Genomic DNA, 20,544 nt, shown 5'->3' on the forward strand with positions numbered 1-20,544 from the left:
GCGAGATGGTCGTGGCCGAGCCCGTGTCGACCCCCGCCACCACCGCGTCCGCCTCCGCCGAGGACGAGGCCTGGCTCGCGCGCGAGGAGCAGGGCTCGCGCACGGGCATCCGCGCGCTGCTCTTGGTCACCCGGGTGCTCGGGCGCCGCGGCGGGCGGGCGCTGCTGCGGATCATCATGTTCTACTTCACCCTGTTCGCCCGGGCGCCGCGTCGCGCCTCGCGGGCGTTCAGCGAGCGGGTCCGCGGCCGCTCGAGCTTCTGGACCGCCTACCGCCACTTCCTGCGCTTCGCCGAGGTCGCCCTCGATCGGGTGTTCTTCGTCCAGGGCCGCACGGAGCTGTTCGAGTTCACCCACACCGGCGGCCAGCACCTGCGCGACCAGGTCGCGAGCGGGCGCGGGGCCATCTTGCTGGGGGCCCACTTCGGCTCCTTCGAGGCCATGCGCGCGGCCAGCCAGGACGCCGAGCTGCCCATCAACATCCTGGCCCACAACGCCAACGCGAAGATGATCGCGGCCTTCCTCGACGAGGTCAGCGGCGGGCGCTCGAAGGTCCGGGTGATCGAGATCGACCCCGAGGACCGGACCTACATCCTGACGGTCAAAGAGCGCGTCGAGGCCGGGGAGCTGGTCGCGGTGCTCGGCGATCGCCTGGGCCTCAACGATCGCTCGGCCGTGGTCGAGTTCATGGGCGCGCCGGCTCGCCTGCCGACGGGCCCCTACATCATGGCCGCGGTGCTGCGCTGCCCGATCTACACCGTGTTCGGGCTGTACTCGCCCAAGCGGCGCTACGACCTGCGCTGCGAGCCCTTTTGCGAGCAGGTGGTGCTGCCCCGCAAGACCCGCGAGGCGGCGCTGCAAGGCTACGCCCAGCGTTACGCCGAGCGCCTCGAGGCCGTGGCCCGCGAGGCCCCCGACAACTGGTTCAACTTCTACGACTTTTGGAGCATGCCCGACGATGGCCAAGCCTGAATCCATTTCGCTGGGGCCCGCCCCGCTGACCCTCGAGCAGGTCCTCGCCATCGCCGAGGGGGCCGGCGTGAGCCTCGACCCCGATCCGGCCTTTCGCGAGGCCCTGGGCGCCGGCGCTGCGCGCCTGGCCGAGCGCCTCGCCGCGGGCGAGCGCGTCTACGGGGTGACCACGGGCTTCGGCGAGTCTTGCGTGACCGAGGTGCCCGCGGGCGAGGTGTCCTCGCTGCCCGTCAACCTGATGCGCTTTCACGGCTGCGGGACCGGGCGCATCTTCAGCCCGCGCGAGGCCGCGGCGATCGTCGCCGTGCGTCTGGCCTCGCTGACCCGCGGGTGGTCGGCGGTCCGCCCCGAGCTCATCGAGCGCCTGACCCTGCTCCTCGATCGCCGGGTGCTGCCGTGCATCCCGGCCGAGGGCTCGGTGGGGGCGAGCGGCGACCTGACGCCGCTGAGCTACATCGCCGCCCTGCTCGTGGGCGAGCGCGAGTGCAGCGTGGACGGGCGCATCGACAGCGCCGCGGCGGTCCACGAGGCCCTGGGCCTGACGCCGCTGTCGCTCGCGCCCAAGGAGAGCCTGGCGATCATGAACGGGACCTCCGTGATGACCGCGCTGTGCTGCCTGGCCCTGGCCTCGGCCCAGCGCCTGTGCCGGCTCAGCGCCGCGGTCACGGCCATGGTCAGCGACGCCCTCGACGGCAACCCGGCGCACTTCGACGCGCGCATCTTCGCGGCCAAGCCCCACCCCGGCCAGGCCGCCTACGCGCGCTGGGTCGCCGAGGACCTCGCCTACACCCCGGGCCCGAGCTTCGAGGGGCGCATCCAGGACCGCTACTCGATCCGCTGCGCCCCGCACGTGGCCGGCGTGCTCCTCGACGCCCTGCCGTGGATGCGCCAGTGGACCGAGACCGAGCTCAATGGGGCAAACGACAACCCGCTCATCGACCCGGCCTCGGGCGAGGCCCTTCACGGCGGGAATTTTTATGGCGGCCACGCCTGCTTTGTCGCCGACAGCCTCAAGAACCTGGTGGCAAACCTCGCGGACCTCCACGACCGGCAGATGGCGCTGATGTGCAGCGGGGTCACCAACAACGGCTTGCCCGAGAACCTCAACGGTCGCTCGGGTCCAGACCGTGCCGCGCATCACGGCTTCAAGGCCATGCAAATCGCCGCGTCGGCCCTGGCCGCGGAGGCCCTGAAGAACACCATGCCGGCCTCCGTCTTCAGCCGCAGTACGGAATGCCACAACCAGGACAAGGTGAGCATGGGGACCATCGCCGCCCGCGAGGCGCTGCGGGTGGTCGAGCTGAGCGAGCAGGTCCTGGCGATCGTCGGCCTGGCCGCGGCGCAGGCGGTGGATCTGCGCGTGCGCGCGGGCGGGAGCTGCACCGAGCGGACCCGGGCGATGCGCGACGCGATCCGTCGCCAGGCGGCCTTCGTGGACGTGGATCGACGCCAGGACGGCGACATCGCGGCCATGCTCCAGTGGATCCGCGGGCGCGAGTGGCCGGCGCACCTGGTGGCGGATCTGGATTCAGGTCTGGCAAGCGGGGCGCAGCCGTGAGGTTGCTGGACGCGCGCTGGCTCCGGCCCCTCGCCGTGCTCGCCCTCGCCGCGGCGCTGCCCGCCGCCGTGGCCACCTCGGTGAGCGTGGGCGCGCCGACGGCCCAGGCCGCGCCGCCCGAGGCCGCCCAGGCCATCACCCTCGACGAGCTGCTCCAGGGCTTCGCGGCCATGCCCGGCCTCGAGGCGAGCTTCCGCCAGGAGAGCCGCTTCGCCCTGCTCGCCGCGCCCCTCGTCGACACCGGCACGCTGCACTTCGCTCAGGGCAAGCTGGCCCGGCGCACCCTCGAGCCCGCGCCCTCCGTGGTCATCATGGACAGCGGCGGCATCGAGTACGGCGACGGCAACCAGAGCGAGCGCATCGACCTCGAGGGCAAGCCGGCCGTGCGCCAGTTCGTCGACGCCTTCACCCGGATCTTCGCCGGTGACCGCCCGGGCCTCGAGGCCCTGTACCAGATGCAGTTCCAGGTCCTCGGCGAGGACGGCCGGGAGTGGGCGCTGATCTTGGTGCCCAAGGTCTCGCCCATGAACCAGATCATCGAGCGCGTCGAGGTCCACGGGAGCGAGCTGACCTTCTCCGAGCTGCGCGTGTACGAAAAGGGCGGCGACGAGAGCATCACGACCTTCTCGAAGGTCGACACCAAGCGGCGCTACACCGAGGCCGAGCTCGGCAAGTTGTTTTCGACCAAGCTCTAAGTCTTGGGCTTCTCGCCGAGCTTGGCGCGCTGGGTCTCGATGCGGTCGAGGGCGCGATCGATGGCTCGCTTGGCGTCCGCGGTCAGCCCTCCGCGGGCGTGCTGCTCGACGAGCAGCCGCTCGAGGGCGCGCAGGTGCTCGTCGAGGTCGCCGGGCAGGTCGAGGGGCTCGGGCGCCCGCGGCTCCTCGAAGAGGTTGACCCACGCGTCGAAGCGCGCCCCCGAGCGCAGCACCGAGCGGAACGAGCTGTCGGCGAGGGAGCAGCCGCGCAGCAGGTCGACGGCGCCCGCGATCAGCGACAGCGGCACGAGCACGGCGTCCTTGAGCCCGTCGACGACCAGCTTGATCTGAAAGCGGACGAGCGCGCCGATCAGCTGCCAGCGCTGCGCCTTCGAGGCCTTGGTGGTGGCCAGCGCGCCCGGTGTCTGGGCGGGGGCCGGGAGCTTGGAGTCGCTCACGCGCGCATCCTACGAGATCGGTGGCGCTCTCGCAGCGCTCAGGCGCCCAAGAGCCAGCGCAGGAGCAGCACCAAGGCGATGAGGCCCGCGCTAGCGATCGCCAGCTTGGGGGCGAGGAGCGGCAGGAGGATCGGCAGCATCTCGCCGAGCCGGCGCCGGTCCCAGATCGCGGCCTGCTCGAAGCTCGGCCGGGCCTTCATGGCCGCGAACCACTCGAGGGTCGCGGCGCCGAGCTGGCCGCGGCGGCCCAGGAGGATGAAGCGCGCGACGGCGACGGTCAGCAGGGTGTCAGCGAGGGTGTAGCGCTCGCCGACGAGGAAGGCCGAGCCGCGCTCGCGCTGGGCCTCGAGGGCGGCCTCGAGCTCGCCGAGCAGGGCCTGGAAGTCGCGCTCGATGGCCGCGAGGGTCTCGGGGCTGGCGAGGGCGTCGCGCCATCGGCCGACGTCGTCGATGCGTGCTTGGTAGACCGCGCGCAGGTCGGGGTTCTCGGCCTGGTGGGCGCGCAGCCGATCGATGCGCGCGGGCACGGCGGACCGGGCCGCCTTGCCGAGGGGGCCTTGGATGACGCCGTAGCTGAACTCGCGGAAGGGGAAGGCGAAGATGCGGGCGAGCCAGGTCGCGACGGCGATGCCCTCGACGCTGCCGGGGTTGGGCAGGAGCTGGGGGCCGTCGAGCTCGGCGTCGATCCACGCGATGATCTTCGCGGTCTCGACGACCACCTGCTCGTTGCCCGCGTCGTCCACGGCCACGAGCGCGGGCACGACCATCTCGGGGTTGATGCGCGCGTACCAGGGCTCGTAGTTCTCCATGCGCGGGCCGATGTCGACGACGCGCGGCTCGAAGTCCGCGCCCTTTTCGGCCAGGGTCAGCCGGGCGATCTGAGAAAAGAAGGAGGGGCTGATGTGATACAGGGTGATGCGCACGGGGCAGCCGAGGGCAGGGAGGCCGGTCCATGGTAGCCGTGGGCGCGGCCGGGTAGACTCCCGCGCACGTGTCCGACCGTGACGACGAGTCCCCCGCCCCGCCCGAGGCGTCGCCCGGACCTTGGGGACGCTGGCTCCCGGTGCTGCTCGGGGCGGCGCTGCTGGGGCTCATGGGCCTGTTCGTGGGCCTGCGCCTGGAGCTGAGCTCGGACATCACCCACTTCCTCGCCGCGGGGGACGACGCGCGCCTGGCCATGCTCAGCCGGCAGCTGGCGGAGTCCGAGCTGACCAAGACGACGATTTTGGTGGTCGGGCCGGAGGAGGGCGCAGCGCCTGGGGAGGGCTCCCAGGCCGAGGTGCTCGCGGCGGCCGACGAGCTCGCCGCCTTCCTCGAGGGCCACGGCGAGGTCGCCTGGGTCCGCTCGGGCTGGGAGGAGGACCAGAGCGAGGCGATCTACGCCCTCTACCACCCGCGGCGCTTTTACTTCACCGCCGACGACGAGGACGCCCTCGCGGCGCGGTTGAGCGACGCGGGGCTCGAGGCGGCGGCGGCCGAGCTCCAGCGGCAGCTGCGGCTGCCGACGGCGGCGCTGATCAAGCGCCTCGCGCCCACGGATCCGCTGCTGCTCTACCCGGCGAGCCTCGAGCGCCTCGAGGACGCCCGGGCCGGCCCCCTCGAGCTCGTCGACGGCCACTTCATGACCGCCGAAGGGGACGCCGTGGTGTTCTTCTCCACGGTCCACTCGCCCTTTCGCGCGCAGCACCAGGGGCCGCTGCAGGACGCGCTGAGCGAGCGCTTCGCCGCGATCCAGGCGTCCGCGTCGACGCCCCTGCGCCTGCGCCAGAGCGGGGTCGGTCGCTTTGCTCTGCGCGCCGAGGCCCACATCCGCGGGGACATCACGCGCATCTCGGTGCTCTCGACCCTGGGCGTGGTCTTGCTGTTCCTGATCTTGTTTCGACGCCCGCGCATGGTGCTGCTCGCGAGCCTGCCCCTGGGCGCCGGGGTGCTCACGGCGATGGCCGCGGCGCTGCTGCTCTTTGGCCGCATCCACGGCCTGACCATGGCCTTCGGGGCCTCGCTGATCGGGATCTGCATCGACTACCCGGTGCACCTGTTTTGCCACCACACCCTCGAGCCCGATCCAGAGGGGGCCTCGGGGACGCTGCGGCGCATTCGGCCGGGGCTGATCCTCGGCGCGGTCACGACGGTCGCGGGCTTCGTGGGTCTGGGCTGGACCTCCTTCCCCGGGGTGCGCGAGATCGCCGTGTTCGCGGGCGTGGGCGTGAGCGCGGCCCTGCTCGCCACGCTGACCATGCTCCCCCCGCTCATGGATCTGGGCCGTGGAGGCGCGCGGGAGCTCCCGGCCCTGCAGCGGCGCCTCGCCGAGGCGAGCGCGCGCTTGATCGGCGCGCTCCAGCGACGGCGCCGAGCCCTGATCGCGCTGCCCGTGGGCACGCTGATCGTGGTCGCCGTCGCGGCGCCGCAGCTGACCTACCTCGACGACGTCTCGGCCCTGACCCAGCCCGACGCGGATCTGCTCGCGGAGGACGAGGCCGTGCGCGCCCTGGTCTCGCGCATGGACGCGGGCCGCATGGTCGTGGCGATCGGCGAGGACGACGAGGCGGCGCTGCGCAAGAACGACCGGGTCCACCGCCACCTCGTCGAGGCCCAGGCGGCGGGGGAGGTCGGCGAGTTCGCCTCGCTGCACGCCTTTTTGTGGTCGCGGCAGCTCCAGGAGGCGAACCTCGCGGCCTACGGCGAGGCGGGGGAGTTCGTCGCGCGTCTGGACAGCGCCTTCGCCCGGGAGGGCTTTCGGCCCGGGGCCTTCGCGGAGCTCGAGCAGGCCCTGGCGAGGGTCGAGGGCGAGGTCCCGCCCCTGGATCACGCGACCTTGGCCGATTCCCCCCTGGCCACCGCGGTCGCCTCGATGCGCGTCGAACTCGACGCGCCAGACGGAGGCACGCAGGTCGGGATCTTGAGCCTGCTGCGCGACGTCAGCGACGCCGAGGCCCTGCGCGCGCGGTTGGCCGCGGACGCCGAGCTCGAGGACGTGCATCTTTTTGACCAGCGCGCGCTCATGGCCGAGCTCTACGGTCGCCACCGCGCCCAGACCTTGCGCCTGGTCGGCGTGGGCTTGTTCGCGGTGTTCGGGATGATCCTGCTGCGCTACCGCCGGCTGGGTCCGGCCCTCGCCGCCTTTGTCCCAGCCTTGCTGGCGGCCGCGCTGACCGTCGCCGTGCTGGTCTTGCTGGGCTACGCGATCACCTTGCTCCACGTGGTCTCCCTGCTCCTGGTCCTGAGCATGGGCGTCGACTACGGCGTGTTCCTGGCCGAGGCCAACGCCCGCGCCCAGGCGGCCGAGGTGGCGGCGACGGTGTCGAGCTTGCTCGCCTGCTGCGTGACCACGGTGCTGGCTTTTGGCCTGTTGGCGATGTCGCCCAACCCTGCGCTGCGTGCCATCGGGCTGACCACCGGGGTGGGGGTGCTCGCCAGCTTGGTGCTCGCGCCCACGGCTCTGGTCTTGTTTGCTGAAGCTCCCAAACTAAAGGACAGTCAAGCTTCCGAGCCCCCGTCGCTCCCCCGAGACCCTCCGCCATGACCACCCGCCCAAGCCTCCGCCCCTTCGCGCTCGCGCTGCTCTTTTCTCTCCCGCTGGCCGCCGGCTGCACCGTCAACGTGAGCGCGGGGAGCTCGAGCCCCGAAAGCGGCGGATCGTCGGAGTCCAAGGGCGACGAGGCCCGCCCCAACAACGACGGCAGCGGGCCCGTGGTCGAGGATCCGGGGCAGGAGTCCGCGAGCCAACCGATGGAGCTGGGCGCCTACCCCGGCGAGCTGATCCCCACGGCCGACATCGGCCAGGAGTTCATGGCGCGGCAGGAGCTCGAGGGCGAGTTCAACGGCGAGACCTTCAAATTCTCCGCGGTGCTCCAGGTCAAGGGCGGGGTGCTCACGGTGCTCGGGCTCACGCCCATGGGCACCAAGGCCTTCATCCTCGAGCAAGAGGGAACGGAGGTCCGGTTCACGCCGTTGATCGATCGCCAGATGCCCTTCCCCCCGGAGTTCGTGCTCCAGGACGTGCACCGCACCTGGTTGTGGCACGCCCGGCTGCCGTGGGGAGATCGCCCGAGTGAGGAGGCGCCCAGCACCGAGATCGCCGGTGAGCGGGTGAGCGAGGTGTGGACCAACGGCGCCCTGGTCCGGCGGACCTTCGAGCGCCTCGACGGCCAGCCCGAAGGTTCGCTGCGCGTCGACTACATCGGTGGACACCGCACCGGGAAGCCGGCGGAGCGGGTCGTCATCGACAACGGCTGGTTTGGATACCGGCTGGAGATCGAGACGGTCGAGTGGCAAAAGCTCTGATCGCCCCACGACCCCCCGCGCCCCGTACAAGCTGTGCCGAGGGTAGTCCAGGCCCTGTCCAAGGTGGTCTGTTCAAGGCCGGAGCGCGCTGCTATTTTCTCGCGTCCCGGTGACCCCGGGAAACGCGCGTTCGCTCACCGTTCATGGCCTCCTTTCCGATCACCGCCTACTCCGCCTGTAGCGGGCTGGGCCAGACGACCGCCGAGGTCATCGATGGTCTGTTCGCCGGCCGCTCGGGGCTCACGCCGGCCGACCCCGGGCTGGGCGTGGCGACCCACGTGGGCAAGGTCCCCGGGGTGCTGCCGGCTCTGCGTCCGGAGGTCGAGGCCTACGAGGGGCGCCAAGCTCGGTTGACCCAGCTGGTGACGCTGCCCTTGTTGCCGGCCGTGGACGCCGCGAAGGCGCGCTGGGGTGCCTCGCGCATCGCTTTGATTTTGGGCACGAGCACGGCGGGCATCGCCGCGAGCGAGTCGGCCTGGGTCCACGCTCGGGACCACGGGCGCCTGCCCGCGAGCTTCGCCATCGAGCGCCAGCACTCGATCCACGCGACCTGCGAGGTCACGCGGCTGCTCACGGGGATCACCGGCCCCGGCTACGTGATCTCGACGGCCTGCTCGTCGAGCGGGAAGGTGTTCGCGTCGGCCCTGCGCCTGCTCGAGGCGGGCATCGTCGACGCGGCCCTGGTCGGCGGCGTCGATAGCCTGTGTCAGCTGACCGTGCGCGGCTTCGCCAGCCTCGAGGTGCTCTCGCCCGAGCCCTGCCGACCCTTCTCGGCCGAGCGCCGCGGCATCAACATTGGCGAGGGCGGGGCGTTGATGCTGATCGAGCGCGAGCGCCACGCTCCGCTCGGGGCCGGGGAGCGCGGGGTCGCGCTCTTGGGCGTGGGCGAGAGCTCCGACGCCCACCACATGACCTCGCCGCACCCCGAGGGGCTCGGCGCCCGCATGGCCATGGCGCGCGCGCTGGCCAGCGCGGGGCTCGAGGCGAGCGCGATCGACCAGGTCAACGTGCACGGCACGGGCACGCACAAGAACGACGCGACGGAGAGCCGGGCGCTGCTCGATCTGTTCGGCGCGGGCGAAGCGGGGACGCTGCCCGAGGGCCTCGCCGTCGTCGCGACCAAGGGCTACACCGGGCACATGCTGGGCGCGGCCGGGGCGATCGAGGCGGTGTTCGTCGCGGCGACCATGGAGCGCGCGCTGCTGCCGGTCAGCCGCGGCTGCGACCCCGTCGACCCCGACTTGGGCGTGGCGGTCGAGGGCGCGGGCGCGAGCCAGCCGCGGGCGCGGCAGACCCGGCGCGCGCTGAGCAACTCCCTGGCCTTCGGCGGCTCCAACGTCAGCGTGCTGCTGGGCGCGGAGGGCGAGGCGTGAAGGCTTTCCTGCGCGGCGTGGGCCTGTGGAGCCCGACGGCCGGGACCGTCGCCAGCTGGCTCGAGGCCGGCGCGCCGGCGGATCTCGGGGGCGTCGACGAGGCCGGCAAGCGGCCGCCCGCCGACTTGCTGCACTCGCGCCTGCGCCGGCGCACGAGCACCTTGACCCGGGCGGCGGTCACGGCTCTGGTCGAGGCCTGCACGGCAGGGGGGGCGCCCCTCGACGAGTGCCGCATCGTGTTGGCGTCGAGCTACGGGGAGATCGAGACCACCGTCGACATCCTCGGGCAGCTCGCCGACCCCGAGGGCCCGGTCTCGCCGACCAAGTTCCACAACAGCGTGCACAACACGGCCACGGGCTACATGTCGATCGCGGCGGGTAACCGCTGGCCGTCGACGGCGCTGGCCGCTGGCTCTCGGGCCCTCGAGGTCGGCGTGCTCGAGGCCCTCGCGGGGCTGGCCGCCGGAGGTCCGCAGCGGGTCGTGGTGATCCTCGCCGAGGAGCGGCTGCCCGCGCCCTTCGAGCGCGAGGACGCGGACCCGACCTTCGCCGTGGCCCTGCACTTCGACGCCGAGGCCGGGGGCGAGGCTTGCCCCGAGAGCCTCGACCTGCCCGTGGAGCTGTGCGAGCTCGAGCTGGGCCCCGAACACGGCGACGACGCTGGCGTGGGCGCGGGGGCCGACGGGATCGCGTCGACCCTCGCGGACCTGCTGCCCCTGCTCCGGCGGGTGCTCGTCGACCGCGAGGGCGCGGACACGGTCGCGCTCTCGCAAGCCCGCACCCGAGGCCACGCGCGTCGCTGGGGACTGCGGATCGGAGCCGGCGCCGGAGAGGCCTCGTGAGCGCCGAGGCCGCGAGCGCGGAGGCCCTCGCCGCCCTCCCGGCCATGGCCGAGCTGGTGCCGCACGATCCGCCCATGCTCCTGGTCGACGCGATCACGGCCTGGACCCCGACCACCGCGACGGTCGTGACCAAGATCCGCGCGGGCAGCCCCTTCGTCGTCGACGGCCGGGTGCCCGCGAGCTTCGGGCTCGAGTACATGGCCCAGGCCGTGGCCGCGGCCAAGGGCGCGGCGCGGCATCTCGGCGCTGGCGAGGCCTCGACGGACGCCCAGGCGCCCATCGGGATGCTGCTCGGGAGCCGAGAGCTGCGCTTGATGGTCGAGTCCTTCGCGGTCGGAGACGCCCTCGAGATCCACGTCGAGCGCGAGTACGATGACGGTACCCTGGCCCGCTACGTGTGTGAGCTGCGGCGCGCTCGGTCGGAGACCGAGGAGGCCGGCGAGCTGTTGGCCGGGGCCTCGCTGACCGTGATGATCGTCGACGAGTCGTCCACGGACGAGCCCGGCGGCGAGGTGCGCTGAGCGCCCAAACGAGGGGCCAGGCTGAGGCAGACCATGAGCGAGACCGCGACTTCTCCAGACCAACCGAAGACCGGCGAGTGGGCCCTGATCACGGGGGCGAGCCGGGGGATCGGGGCCGCCATCGCGCAGGCCCTGGCCGCCGACGGCTACGGCGTGCTGCTCAACTACCGCAGCAACCATGAGGCCGCGTCCGCCGTCGAGGCGCAGATCCGCGAGGCCGGCGGGGTCGCCGAGCGGCTGTGCTTCGACGTCGCCGACGCCACCGCCAGCGGCGAGGCCATGACGGCCCTGGTCGCCGGCGACAAGGTCGTCTCGGTGCTGGTCAACAACGCAGGCGTCAGCGCCGACACGGCCTTCCCGGCCATGGAGCGCGAGGCCTGGGAGCGCGTGCTCGCCCCGACCCTCGACGGCTTCTACAACGTCACCCGGCCCCTGGTCATGCCCATGGTCCGCCGCCGGCGCGGGCGGATCATCAACATCAGCTCGGTCTCGGGGCTGATCGGCAACCGCGGGCAGGTCAACTACTCCGCGGCCAAGGCCGGGTTGATCGGCGCCACGCGTTCGCTGGCGCGGGAGCTGGCCAAGCGCAAGATCACCGTCAACGCCGTGGCGCCGGGGCTCATCGACACGGACATGAGCGAGGACGCGCCGGCCGAGATGATCAAGCACATCCCGATGCGGCGCATGGGCACGGCCGAGGAGGTCGCCAAGCTCGTGCGCTTCTTGGCCAGCCCGGACGCGGCCTACATCACCGGGCAGGTGATCGCCATCGACGGGGGCCTGACTTGAGGCCCGACTCGAGGCCCGACTCGAGGCCTGGCTCGAGTCCGGGCCGGGGCGCGCCCGACCACGAGCGCGTCGTGGTCACGGGCATGGGGGTCTGTTCGCCGATCGGCAACGACCTCGAGACTGTCGCCCGGGCGCTCCAGTCGGGGCAGGGGGGCATCGCGCCGGTGCCCGAGTGGACGGATCGCTTCGCCATGAACACCGGCGTGGCCGGGCTGGTGTCGGGGATCGAGCGGCGCAGCTACCCACGGCGCAAGGTCCGGACCATGGGCCGCGTCGCGCTGCTCGCCACGCACGCGAGCGAGGCCGCCGTCGCCGACGCGGGCCTCGACGCGTCCCTGCTCGGGAACGGGCGCGTGGGCCTGGCCTACGGATCGACCCACGGTTCGTCGGCCGAGACCGAGGCCTACTGCCGCGAAGTGTTCCGCGAGGACAGCCTCCAGGGCATCGCGGGCAGCCACTTTCTCAAATTCATGAGCCACACCTGCGCGGCCAACCTCGCCGAGTTCTTCGGCATCCGGGGCCGCGTGCAGCCGACCTGCTCGGCGTGCACGAGCGGGAGCCAGGCGATCGGCGCGGGCTATGAGGCGGTGCGCTACGGCATGGCCGACGTGATGATCGTGGGCGGGGCCGAGGAGGCTCACTTCATCCCGGCCGGGGTCTTCGACGTGATGTTCGCGGCCTCGTCCAAGTACAACGCCACCCCCGAGTCGACGCCGCGACCCTTCGACGCGGCCCGGGACGGCGTGGTCATTGGTGAGGGTGCCGGGACGCTGGTGCTCGAGCGCCTCGATCACGCGCGTCGGCGCAACGCCACCATCCACGCCGAGCTGCTCGGCTACGCGACCAGCTGCGACGGGATTCACCTGACCAAGCCCTCGTGGGAGGGCATGGTGCGCTGCATGCAGTTGGGTCTTCGGGCCGCGGGGGTCGAGGCGAGCGAGGTCGACTACGTCAACGCCCACGGCACGGCCACGGAGCTGGGCGACATCGCGGAGTCGCGGGCGACCGCGGAGGTGTTCGGCGCGCGGACCCCGGTCTCGACGCAAAAGAGCTACACGGGCCACACCCTCGGGGCATGCGGTGCCCTCGAGAGCGTGTTCTCCCTGCTGATGATGGCGCGCCGCTTCATCGCCCCCAACCGCAACCTCAAGCAGGTCGATCCGCGCTGCGCGATGCTCGACTACGTGCGTGGGGACGCGCGCACGGCGAATCTGGACGTGATCGCGTCCAACAACTTTGCCTTCGGCGGAATCAACACCTCGCTGGTGTTCCGCCGCTTGTGAGTCCGCCAAGGCTCGCCCGCGTCGAGCACGACGGATCGAGGCACCGATCGCGGCCAGACGCGTTAGACTGCCCGCCGGAGCGCGCCGCATGTTCGGAGCCGTCGAAGACGTCATCGTGATCGGGGCCGGGCCTGCAGGGTCAGCCGCCGCCAACCTCCTGGCCCAGGGGGGACATCGCGTGCTCGTGCTCGAGGCGGCCTACTTCCCGCGCTTTCACATCGGCGAGTCGCTGCTGCCCTCGGAGCTGGCGATCACCGAACGCCTGGGCGTCGATCTCGACGGCGTGCCCTTCCTGCGCAAGCGCGGGGCCGTGTTCATCGACGAGCGGGACGGCCGGCGGGCGACCTTCTCTTTCGACGAGGGTCTGCCGGGCACCCCGGATCACGCCCACCAAGTCGATCGGGCGACCTTCGACCACGAGCTGCTGCGGGCGGCCGAGCGGGCCGGTGCGCTGGTCCTGCAGGGCCACCGCGTCGTCGAGGTCGAGGTCGGCGACCGGGACGTGCGGGTGGTCGCGGACATCGTCGACGAGCGCGGGCGGGCCACGGGCGAGAGCTTCGAGGCCAAGGGCCGCTACCTCGTCGACGCGAGCGGGCAAAAGGCGCTGCTCGCCCGCCGCGACCACACCCTCGAGCCCTACCGCGACTTCGGACGGGCGGCTGCCTTTTGCCGCTTCGACGGGCTGCGCCCCGAGATCGTCGCCGAGCTCCACGAGCGCGGGGACATCATCGTCAAGATCATCGAGGACGGGTGGATGTGGGCCATCCCCATGCTCGAGGGCCTGAGCGTTGGCCTGGTCAAGACCACGGGCCGGATGCGGCCTCAGCTGCTCGTCGACGCCGTCGCCGGCTCGCCGTTGCTGTCGCGGCTGACCAAGGACGCGCGCCGCGGCCCCGTCGGGCTCGCGGGCAACTTCTCCTATCGCAACGTCACGCCCTACGGGGCCCGCTACGCCTGCATCGGCGACGCGGCGCACTTCCTCGACCCGGTGTTCTCCTCGGGCGTCGCGCTGGCCCTCGCCGGGGCGGAGCGGCTCGCCGATCACCTGGCCCCGGCGCTGACCCAGGGACGGGAGGCCGACCCCAAGCTCATGGTCGAGGCCGAGGCCGAGATGGCCGTGGCCTACGAGGCCTTCCGGCGCTTCATCCATCGCTTCTATCACACGCGCCTGGTCGACAACGTGCTGCTCGGGAACCACCACACGGGTCAGAACTTCCGGGCGGGGGTCATCTCGGTGCTCGCCGCCGACGTGTGGCGCGACGACAACCCCTTCCAGAACATGTTGCTTCGGGCGCGCCGCTACGGCTGAGCCGCCCCGTGAAGCTGGGTGGCTGGGCGTCTACCCTGGGCGCCTACCCGAGCGCGCGATCGAGGCTCGAGGCCGTCTTGGCCTGGGCGATCCAGCGTTCGAGGACCTCGAGCTCCGTGCAGTCGCGGATGCGCGCTCGAGTGCGCTCGTCGGTGGGCAGGCCGCGGAGCTCGAGGATCGTGCGCAGGACCTCGCGGGCGCCCTCGAGCTTGCCTTGGGCGAGGCCTTGACTCAGGCCCAGGTTCAGGCCCTCGAGGTGTCCGTCGTGGAAGGCTCCGCTCTTTCGTTCGGCTTCGGTGAGTTCGTAGCGCTGTTGCATGGTGAGTGCTCCGATGAGCCGCGCCCGGTCTTCGTGGGGAAGGACGCTGGCCAGGCTCGAGGCGTAGCGCCATCGCCGTTGATCCGCAAAGGCCAGGGCCGCACGCATGCCGACCATGAACACCTCTTCGTCTCCGTGGGCGCCGTGGATCATGGCCGAGAGGATGGCGTAGTGGGGCCGCGCTCGAGCGACGGTGTCCGAGACCACTCGCGGCATGTTCTGCCGGTCGAGGACCAGCAAAGCTTCCCGGGGCGGTCGCTCGAGCTGACCCAGGCTGCGCGCCCATCGAGCGACCGTGTCGTTGAGCGGGATGAACAGCACGCTCGTGGCTCGCTCGAGGCGCTCGGCGAGCAGGGCCCAGTAGACCCACAGGCGAAAGCGCTTGTGGCGGTCGACCCGACCTTGAACCTCGACGAGGAGCGCCGCGCCCTCGGAGGCGTCCCGAGGATGGGCCACCTCGGCGGACAGCGCGAGGTCGGGGCGGAGCTCGCCGGTGTCGCCGAGGCAAGGGATGAAGCGATCGAGCTCGCCGCGTCGCTCCGTGAACGCGGTCAGCGAGGGGAGCGCGACACCAAATATGGACTCGAGCAGTTCGAAGGCGAGGCGCGGGTGATCCCGAAAGATCCAGATCAGGCCCTGGTGGTGGCTGCTCGGCATCGCCAGGGATGAAGAGCAAGGGGCGTGCCGCTCGAATCCTTCATGATTTCAGTGGCCGCGTCGGTCGCGGCGGCTCGTCTGCTGGACGCTGGCCGGGCTATGGGCCGGCCGGCGCGGGAAACACGAACTCGACCTCGCCAGTCTTGGCTCGGACGCCCGCCTCGATCCACCCGCGGTGCCGATAGAGCCGCTCGGCTCGGGTCTCCGCCGCCGTCACCAACCAGATCCGGTCGACCCCGACCTCGACCATCCACCCCTCGACGCGCTCCATCAGGGCGCTGCCGATGCCTCGCCCCTCGTGGGCCTCGCGGACGAAGAGCGCCCACACGTCGCCCTGCGTCTTTCGCCCGCACGCGAAGCCGACGACCTCGCCGTCTCGCTCGCAGACCCACGCTCGGCCGTCGACGGTCATGGCCTGGACGTAGTCCTCGTGGCCGATCACGGCGTGGACCAGGGCGTTCTCGCGGACGTTGTTGCGGATCGACATCATCGCGGGGATGTCGTCGACGCGGGCGACTCGGTAGCAAAGCGCGGCCATGCCGGCAGACCATGGATCGAGCCCTGGGGATCGGCAACGGGAGCGTCAAAAGCGAAAGCCGGCGCCGCCACTGAGCCCGCGCATGCCGAGGAAGGCGGCGTCGAAGTAGGCCGTGCCGCGCCGACCGATGAGCAGGTTGAAGCCGCAAGCCACGGACACGTGGTACAGATCGCTGCCGGTGGTCCGGGCCCCTTCGCTGCCGTCGGCTCGCCTGGGCGCGCGCCAGAACACCGGGCCTCCGAAGGCGCGCACGGCCAGGTAGGGGCTGAAGGCGTCGCCGAGGGTCCAGCCCACGCTGAGGTCGGCCTTGGCGTCGAGGGCGTGGAGGCCCCGGCGCTCCCCGGCCTCGGCGAAGCTCGGATCCGGGGTCGGGGTGGTCCGGGTGGTCGAGGTCGAGGAGCCGCTGAAGGTGCCGAGCACGAGCAGGTAGGGGATGGCGGGCTTGGTCCCGAAGTAGCGCCGCCCGAGGGTGAAGGCCCACACGAGGCCCGGGTGGATGGTCCAGGTCTCGCTCGAGTTGCGCACGCCCTCGATGCGCCCGCCGCCGTGGGGGCCGAGGCCCGCGCCGAGCACGAGGCCCTTGGGCAAGGTGGTGACGAAGCTGAGGGTTTGGCTCTGCTGGCGGAAGCGGTGGCGGGTGCCGTCGGAGAAGATCAGCCGGGTGTCGCTGAAGCCGTAGGCGAAGCCCACCCCAAAGCGCTTGGGGCTCTCCTCGGGGAGGTTGGCGGAGCAGCCGGTCGGACCGACCGGAGCGCTGACGCCTCAGGCCTCGGCCAGGCGCGGGGCGAGCAGTCCGCAGGCGCCGAGCAGCAACGCGGGCAGGGTCGAGGCGAGGCGCGGGTGGGGTCGTCGAGTGGGCATGGGCATCAGCCGGGCGGGTCCGCGTCGAGGGTAGCCGCTGGCGGGACCTTCTTCACGTGCTGGTCGAACCATTCGAAGGATTCGACGAGGGCGTGGAGGATCGACTGGCGCCCGCGGTAGCCGTGGGCCTCGTGGGGGAGGATGACCATGCGCGCGGTGCCGCCGAGGCCCTGGAGGGCGTGGAAGAGTCGGCGGGTCTGGATGGGGAAGGTGCCCGAGTTGTCGTCAATCTCGCCGTGGATCATCAAGATGGGCTCGTCGAGGGTGTCCGCGGCGAACATCGGCGAGACGGCGACGTAGGTGTCGGTGGCCTCCCACAGGCTGCGCCGCTCGGACTGGAAGCCGAAGGGGGTGAGGCTGCGGTTGTAGGCGCCCGAGCGCGCGATGCCGGCCTTGAACAGGTCGCTGTGCGCGAGCAAGTTGGCGACCATGAAGGCGCCGTAGCTGTGCCCGCCCACGCCGACGCGATCGCCGTCGACGGTGCCCGTGGCGACCGCGGCCGCGATCGCGGCCTCGGCCCCGTCGACGAGCTGCGGGATGAGGGTGTCGTTCATGGTCTCGGGGTCGCCGACCACGGGCATGGCGGCGTAGAGCACGGCGTAGCCCTGGGTCACGAACAGGGTCGGGGAGCTGCCGCTGAGCCGGGTGAAGCTCGTGGGCGAGGCGTCGACCTGGCCGGCCGTGCTGGCGTCGACGTACTCGACGGGGTAGGCCCACAACACCATGGGCAGGCGCTCGCCCGAGTCCGGGTCGTAGCCCGGCGGCAGGTAGAGCGTGGCCGACAGCGGCACGCCGTCCTTGCGTTTGTACTTGAGCAGCTGCTTGTCGATGGACCCGTACTTGGGGTGCGGGTGGGGGAAGGCGGTGATCTGGACGGGCTCGGTGCCCGCCGAGTCCTCGCGCTGATCGATGGCCTCGCGGTACCAGTTGGGCGGCTCCGTCGAGCTCTGGCGCCCGACGATCATGGTGTCCGTGTCCTCGACGAAGGCGGCGTAGTAGGCGTAGGCGTCGGCGGGCGCCTCGAACAGGCGCTCGGCCTCGGCGCCCTCGTCGTCGAGGTCGAGGCGATCGAGGAAGGGCCGGTCGCCGTCCGGGCTGGCGCCGTCGCCCGCGAGGTAGATGGCGCCCTCGTCGACGCGCACGACCACGCTGCCGTCGGCGAGCTCGCGGCGCACGGGATCGCCGGGGTCGCCGTAGAGGTCGTAGACGCTGCGGTCGAAGAGCACGCGGTCGTAGTCGGGGCGGGCCAGGTCGCGCAGGTGCGTGGTGCTCCACTTGCGGTCGCGGTCGTACTCGCGCATCAGGTACTGGCCCTCGCGCTCGAGCCAGGACAGGCCGGAGTAGCGGTGCTGGGTCTTGGCGAAGGTCTCCCCGTCGGCGCAGCTGCGGCCGTCGAAGGGCGCGGACAGGCGCTGGAGTCGATCGCGGTGCTCGACCTCCTTGCGCGGGTCGCCCTCGTCGAGGGCCTCGGCCCACACCAGGGTCGCCGGCTGCATGGGCTGCCAGCGGAACGCGCGGGGCCCGGTCGGGACGCCCTGGATGGGCACCTCCTCGGCCGCCGGCAGCTTAGCGATGCGCTGGGCCGGGGCGCCCGCGTCGGTCAGCGACCACAGCTCCTTGGTGTGGGCGAAGCGGTACCAGGGCACGGCGTGGGAGTAGGGCTCGGCGAGGCGCTCGACCAGGAGCCACTCGCCGTTGGGCGCGGGCGAGGCGACGGCGAACACGCCCTGGCGCGCCTTCGCGTCGTCCTTGGGCCCGAGCACGCGCAGCGAGCCGTCCAGGCCCACGTGGCCGAGCTCGCTGGTGAAGTAGTGGGCGAACAGGGCGTCGTCGAGGGGCCCCTGGAGCAGGTCGCGGTAGGTGCGGTTGGTCGCGGCGCGGCCCGAGCTCTCCTCGATGTCGGGGCCCATGGCGACGGGCGGGGCGACGGGCGCGGGGCCGCGGTCGGCGGGGACCAGCTGGACGATGAGCCCCTCGCTCGTGGGCAACCACCGGAAGCCGTCGCCGAAGGTCGCGTTGAGCGGGCGGGCGCCGAGGCGGCGGGCGACGGGCTTGGCGAGATCGTCGACCACCCACAGCTCGACGTGGTCCTCGGCGGTGTGGGTGAAGGCGAATTTGCGGCCGTCGGGGGACCAGTCGGGGAAGCTCAGGGCCGCGGCCTCGGGCAGGCCCTCGACGGGGACGGGCTCGGCGTCCTCGCTCGAGCCCTGGGTGTCGACCACGCTCAGCCGTTGGTAAAAGCGGGTCCGCCGAACCTCGTTGGTGTCGGGGTTGATGCGCTCGCCGGCGAGGCCGAGCATGGGCTCGGCGAGCAGCGCGATGTCGGGCATGGTCGGGCGCTCGGCGAGGACCATGTGCTTGCCGTCGCCAGCCGTCGCTATCCCGGGGGTCGGGGGCGCATCGAGGATCTCCACGACCTCCGCGTCGGGCTCGCGGTAGCGGATGGTGGGCTCGATGACGGGGGCGTTCGCGTCGGCGCTCGCGGGCGACGCGTCGCCCTCGGCGGGCGACTTCTGCGCGGACGGATCGTCCGGAGATCCTTCGTCCGCGGACGAGGCCTTGAGGTAGTTCGGGGGCTCGGAAGTGCACGCGAAGACGAGCGCGAGGAGGCCGCTCGTCCACGCCGTCGCTCGGGGCGCGCGGTGGACCATGGCCCGAACCATACCCAGCGGGGGGCGTCACCAGGGCCTCCGTTTTCGCCAGCTGGCGAGTCGTGCGGAGCTTGCATAGGCTCACACGGCCCATGGTCCGGTTGAGAGCAGGAGACACCGCGCCGAGCTTCGTCGCGCAGACGATGGACGGCCAGACGATCACCAGCGAGGCGCTCGAGGAGCAGCGCGTCCTGCTGGCCTTCCGCCGCTATGCGGCTTGCCCCGTGTGTAACGAGCACCTCGCCAACTACCGTGTTCGGGACAACGAGCTGCGCCGCGCTGGCATCCGCGTCATCTCGATTTTTCACTCTCCGGCCAGCAGACTGGCGGTTTATTTCAAGCCGGCGGACCTGCCCTTCGACGTCGTCACCGACCCCGACTTCGAGCTCTACCGCGCCTTTGGGGTGGCGAAGCGGCGGGCCATCCTGTTTCGGCCCAGGAGCCTCGCGGCGGCGATTCCTGCAGCCAAACGGGGCTACGGCAGCGATCAGTGGGGGGAGTGGGACGGCACGGCCAAGATGGCACCGGCGAACTTTCTGCTCCACAGAGGTAAGGTGGCTGCCGCCCATTACGGCCGTCACCTGGGTGACGCATGGACCGTGGACGATGCGCTGATGCGGGCGTTGGAGGTGTGGGAGGAGCCCAAGCTCGATGATCCTCGGGCCGAAGCGGCCCAAAGGACGGCCAAGCCCGCGCCGCGCTGAACACCAGGCGCCATTGTGAACGTCGGTTTGGGGTGCGACCCTTGGTCCATGGGCGCTGCCCCCACAGCGAGCCAACCTTCCGCCCGCTGCGTCGAGACTTCGACGTGGACCTCGAGGCCGTGGTCGACCTCGTCCCCGACACCGCCACGACCAAGGGGATGTTCGTCAATCGAGCCCTGCGCCTGGCCCCGTCCGAGGTCGACGAGGAGGACGTCCTGACCCTCGCTGGCGCCAAGCTCCAGCGCTTCATCCCCTTCCGAGACTACGCGTGGACGGAGTTCATCCGCATCTGCGCCGCGGTCGGGGAGCTCAGCGTGGGCGAGGGGCGACGCTCCGAGGGCCTGCGCTTCGTCGGCCACTCCTTCTACCCGGAGTTCGCCGAGAGCGTGGCGGGCAAGGTCGTGTTCGGCTTCCTCGGTCGCTACGCCGACCGGGTCATCCCCCTGGGCCCGAAGGCGTGGACGATGTCCGCGACCCTGGGCGCGATCACGGGCGAGTCCGTCGGTGACCGGCACTACCGCTATCACTTCGAGGGTTTGCCGAGCGACATCGTCGAGTCCCTCTCGGTCGGGATCATCGAGGGCGCGCTGAGCTTTTGCGGGGTCGAGGGCGAGTTCCTGATCAAGGTCCTGGGCCCGACCAAGTCGGTCCTCGACATCCGCTGGTCCGAGGACTGACGTCTAGTACCGCGTGTCCGAAGTCCGTGCCGGGTTTGGAGCGGCACTGGAACC

At 71.7% G+C, this 20,544-nt stretch carries 19 protein-coding genes; 13 read left to right on the plus strand and 6 right to left on the minus strand.

What is annotated here, in order from left to right:
- The first annotated feature begins 23 nt into the window (after nt 1-23).
- The 3 genes from PPSIR1_RS25280 to PPSIR1_RS43780 are packed head-to-tail and all read left to right on the plus strand — an operon-like array spanning nt 24 to nt 3,224.
- On the plus strand, nt 24-971 hold the full coding sequence (locus PPSIR1_RS25280; protein WP_045116721.1) for an LpxL/LpxP family acyltransferase: 948 nt from the start codon (nt 24-26) through the stop codon (nt 969-971).
- Nucleotides 958-2,529, plus strand: a complete 1,572-nt coding sequence (locus tag PPSIR1_RS25285; RefSeq protein ID WP_006974021.1) for an HAL/PAL/TAL family ammonia-lyase — start codon at nt 958-960, stop codon at nt 2,527-2,529. The genes PPSIR1_RS25280 and PPSIR1_RS25285 overlap by 14 nt, the downstream gene beginning before the upstream one ends.
- A complete protein-coding gene (locus tag PPSIR1_RS43780; protein ID WP_157595961.1) occupies nt 2,526-3,224 on the plus strand; it encodes an outer membrane lipoprotein carrier protein LolA in 699 nt (232 codons plus the stop codon). The genes PPSIR1_RS25285 and PPSIR1_RS43780 overlap by 4 nt, the downstream gene beginning before the upstream one ends.
- Here PPSIR1_RS43780 and PPSIR1_RS25295 read toward each other — a convergent pair.
- The gene (locus PPSIR1_RS25295) at nt 3,221-3,682 is read right to left on the minus strand and encodes a hypothetical protein (RefSeq protein WP_006974023.1); all 462 of its coding nucleotides are present in this window, start codon (nt 3,680-3,682) and stop codon (nt 3,221-3,223) included. The two genes, PPSIR1_RS43780 and PPSIR1_RS25295, sit on opposite strands and share 4 nt — an antisense overlap.
- 38 nt (nt 3,683-3,720) lie before the next feature.
- Nucleotides 3,721-4,605 (minus strand): glutathione S-transferase family protein, encoded by an 885-nt coding sequence (locus PPSIR1_RS25300; protein ID WP_006974024.1) that lies wholly within the window; start codon nt 4,603-4,605, stop codon nt 3,721-3,723.
- Between the two features lie 68 nt (nt 4,606-4,673).
- Between PPSIR1_RS25300 and PPSIR1_RS25305 the strand changes: the two genes are divergently transcribed.
- From PPSIR1_RS25305 to PPSIR1_RS25340, 8 genes are all read left to right on the plus strand, one after another.
- Nucleotides 4,674-7,205: an MMPL family transporter gene (locus PPSIR1_RS25305; RefSeq protein WP_157595962.1), complete on the plus strand. Its 2,532-nt coding sequence runs from the start codon at nt 4,674-4,676 to the stop codon at nt 7,203-7,205.
- Nucleotides 7,202-7,966 (plus strand): DUF3261 domain-containing protein, encoded by a 765-nt coding sequence (locus PPSIR1_RS25310; RefSeq protein WP_006974026.1) that lies wholly within the window; start codon nt 7,202-7,204, stop codon nt 7,964-7,966. The genes PPSIR1_RS25305 and PPSIR1_RS25310 overlap by 4 nt, the downstream gene beginning before the upstream one ends.
- 143 nt (nt 7,967-8,109) lie before the next feature.
- Complete coding sequence (locus tag PPSIR1_RS25315) at nt 8,110-9,339, plus strand: beta-ketoacyl-ACP synthase (protein ID WP_006974027.1); 1,230 nt, start codon at nt 8,110-8,112, stop codon at nt 9,337-9,339.
- Nucleotides 9,336-10,181, plus strand: a complete 846-nt coding sequence (locus tag PPSIR1_RS43785; protein WP_006974028.1) for a beta-ketoacyl synthase chain length factor — start codon at nt 9,336-9,338, stop codon at nt 10,179-10,181. The genes PPSIR1_RS25315 and PPSIR1_RS43785 overlap by 4 nt, the downstream gene beginning before the upstream one ends.
- Complete coding sequence (locus tag PPSIR1_RS43790) at nt 10,178-10,702, plus strand: hotdog family protein (RefSeq protein ID WP_006974029.1); 525 nt, start codon at nt 10,178-10,180, stop codon at nt 10,700-10,702. The genes PPSIR1_RS43785 and PPSIR1_RS43790 overlap by 4 nt, the downstream gene beginning before the upstream one ends.
- 33 nt (nt 10,703-10,735) lie before the next feature.
- Nucleotides 10,736-11,491: a 3-oxoacyl-ACP reductase FabG gene (gene fabG / locus PPSIR1_RS25330; RefSeq protein ID WP_006974030.1), complete on the plus strand. Its 756-nt coding sequence runs from the start codon at nt 10,736-10,738 to the stop codon at nt 11,489-11,491.
- Nucleotides 11,492-11,562: 71 nt separating this feature from the next.
- A complete protein-coding gene (locus PPSIR1_RS25335) occupies nt 11,563-12,774 on the plus strand; it encodes a beta-ketoacyl-ACP synthase (protein ID WP_006974031.1) in 1,212 nt (403 codons plus the stop codon).
- An 88-nt stretch (nt 12,775-12,862) separates the two neighbouring features.
- Nucleotides 12,863-14,083, plus strand: coding sequence for a tryptophan 7-halogenase (locus PPSIR1_RS25340; protein WP_006974032.1), 1,221 nt, complete (start codon nt 12,863-12,865; stop codon nt 14,081-14,083).
- Nucleotides 14,084-14,126: 43 nt separating this feature from the next.
- On the opposite strand, the gene PPSIR1_RS25345 is transcribed toward PPSIR1_RS25340, so the two are convergent.
- The 4 genes from PPSIR1_RS25345 to PPSIR1_RS25360 all read right to left on the minus strand — a co-directional run bounded on the left by PPSIR1_RS25345 (nt 14,127) and on the right by PPSIR1_RS25360 (nt 19,109).
- The gene (locus tag PPSIR1_RS25345; protein ID WP_006974033.1) at nt 14,127-15,059 is read right to left on the minus strand and encodes an RpnC/YadD family protein; all 933 of its coding nucleotides are present in this window, start codon (nt 15,057-15,059) and stop codon (nt 14,127-14,129) included.
- A 97-nt stretch (nt 15,060-15,156) separates the two neighbouring features.
- A complete protein-coding gene (locus PPSIR1_RS25350; protein WP_006974034.1) occupies nt 15,157-15,597 on the minus strand; it encodes a GNAT family N-acetyltransferase in 441 nt (146 codons plus the stop codon).
- A gap of 45 nt (nt 15,598-15,642) precedes the next feature.
- Nucleotides 15,643-16,287 carry a hypothetical protein gene (locus PPSIR1_RS25355; protein ID WP_006974035.1) on the minus strand — a complete coding sequence of 215 codons (645 nt, stop codon included), beginning with the start codon at nt 16,285-16,287 and terminating at the stop codon, nt 15,643-15,645.
- A gap of 176 nt (nt 16,288-16,463) precedes the next feature.
- The gene (locus PPSIR1_RS25360; RefSeq protein ID WP_053335423.1) at nt 16,464-19,109 is read right to left on the minus strand and encodes a S9 family peptidase; all 2,646 of its coding nucleotides are present in this window, start codon (nt 19,107-19,109) and stop codon (nt 16,464-16,466) included.
- Nucleotides 19,110-19,201: 92 nt separating this feature from the next.
- On the opposite strand from PPSIR1_RS25360, the gene PPSIR1_RS25365 reads away from it, so the two are divergent.
- The gene (locus PPSIR1_RS25365) at nt 19,202-19,813 is read left to right on the plus strand and encodes a peroxiredoxin-like family protein (RefSeq protein WP_006974038.1); all 612 of its coding nucleotides are present in this window, start codon (nt 19,202-19,204) and stop codon (nt 19,811-19,813) included.
- 41 nt (nt 19,814-19,854) lie between these two features.
- Entirely contained in the window at nt 19,855-20,490 is a 636-nt protein-coding gene (locus PPSIR1_RS25370) for a TIGR02265 family protein (RefSeq protein ID WP_157595963.1), read from the plus strand.
- The last annotated feature ends 54 nt before the right edge of the window (nt 20,491-20,544 follow it).

Source organism: Plesiocystis pacifica SIR-1 (assembly GCF_000170895.1).
Classification (GTDB): Bacteria; Myxococcota_A; Polyangia; order Nannocystales; family Nannocystaceae; genus Plesiocystis; species Plesiocystis pacifica.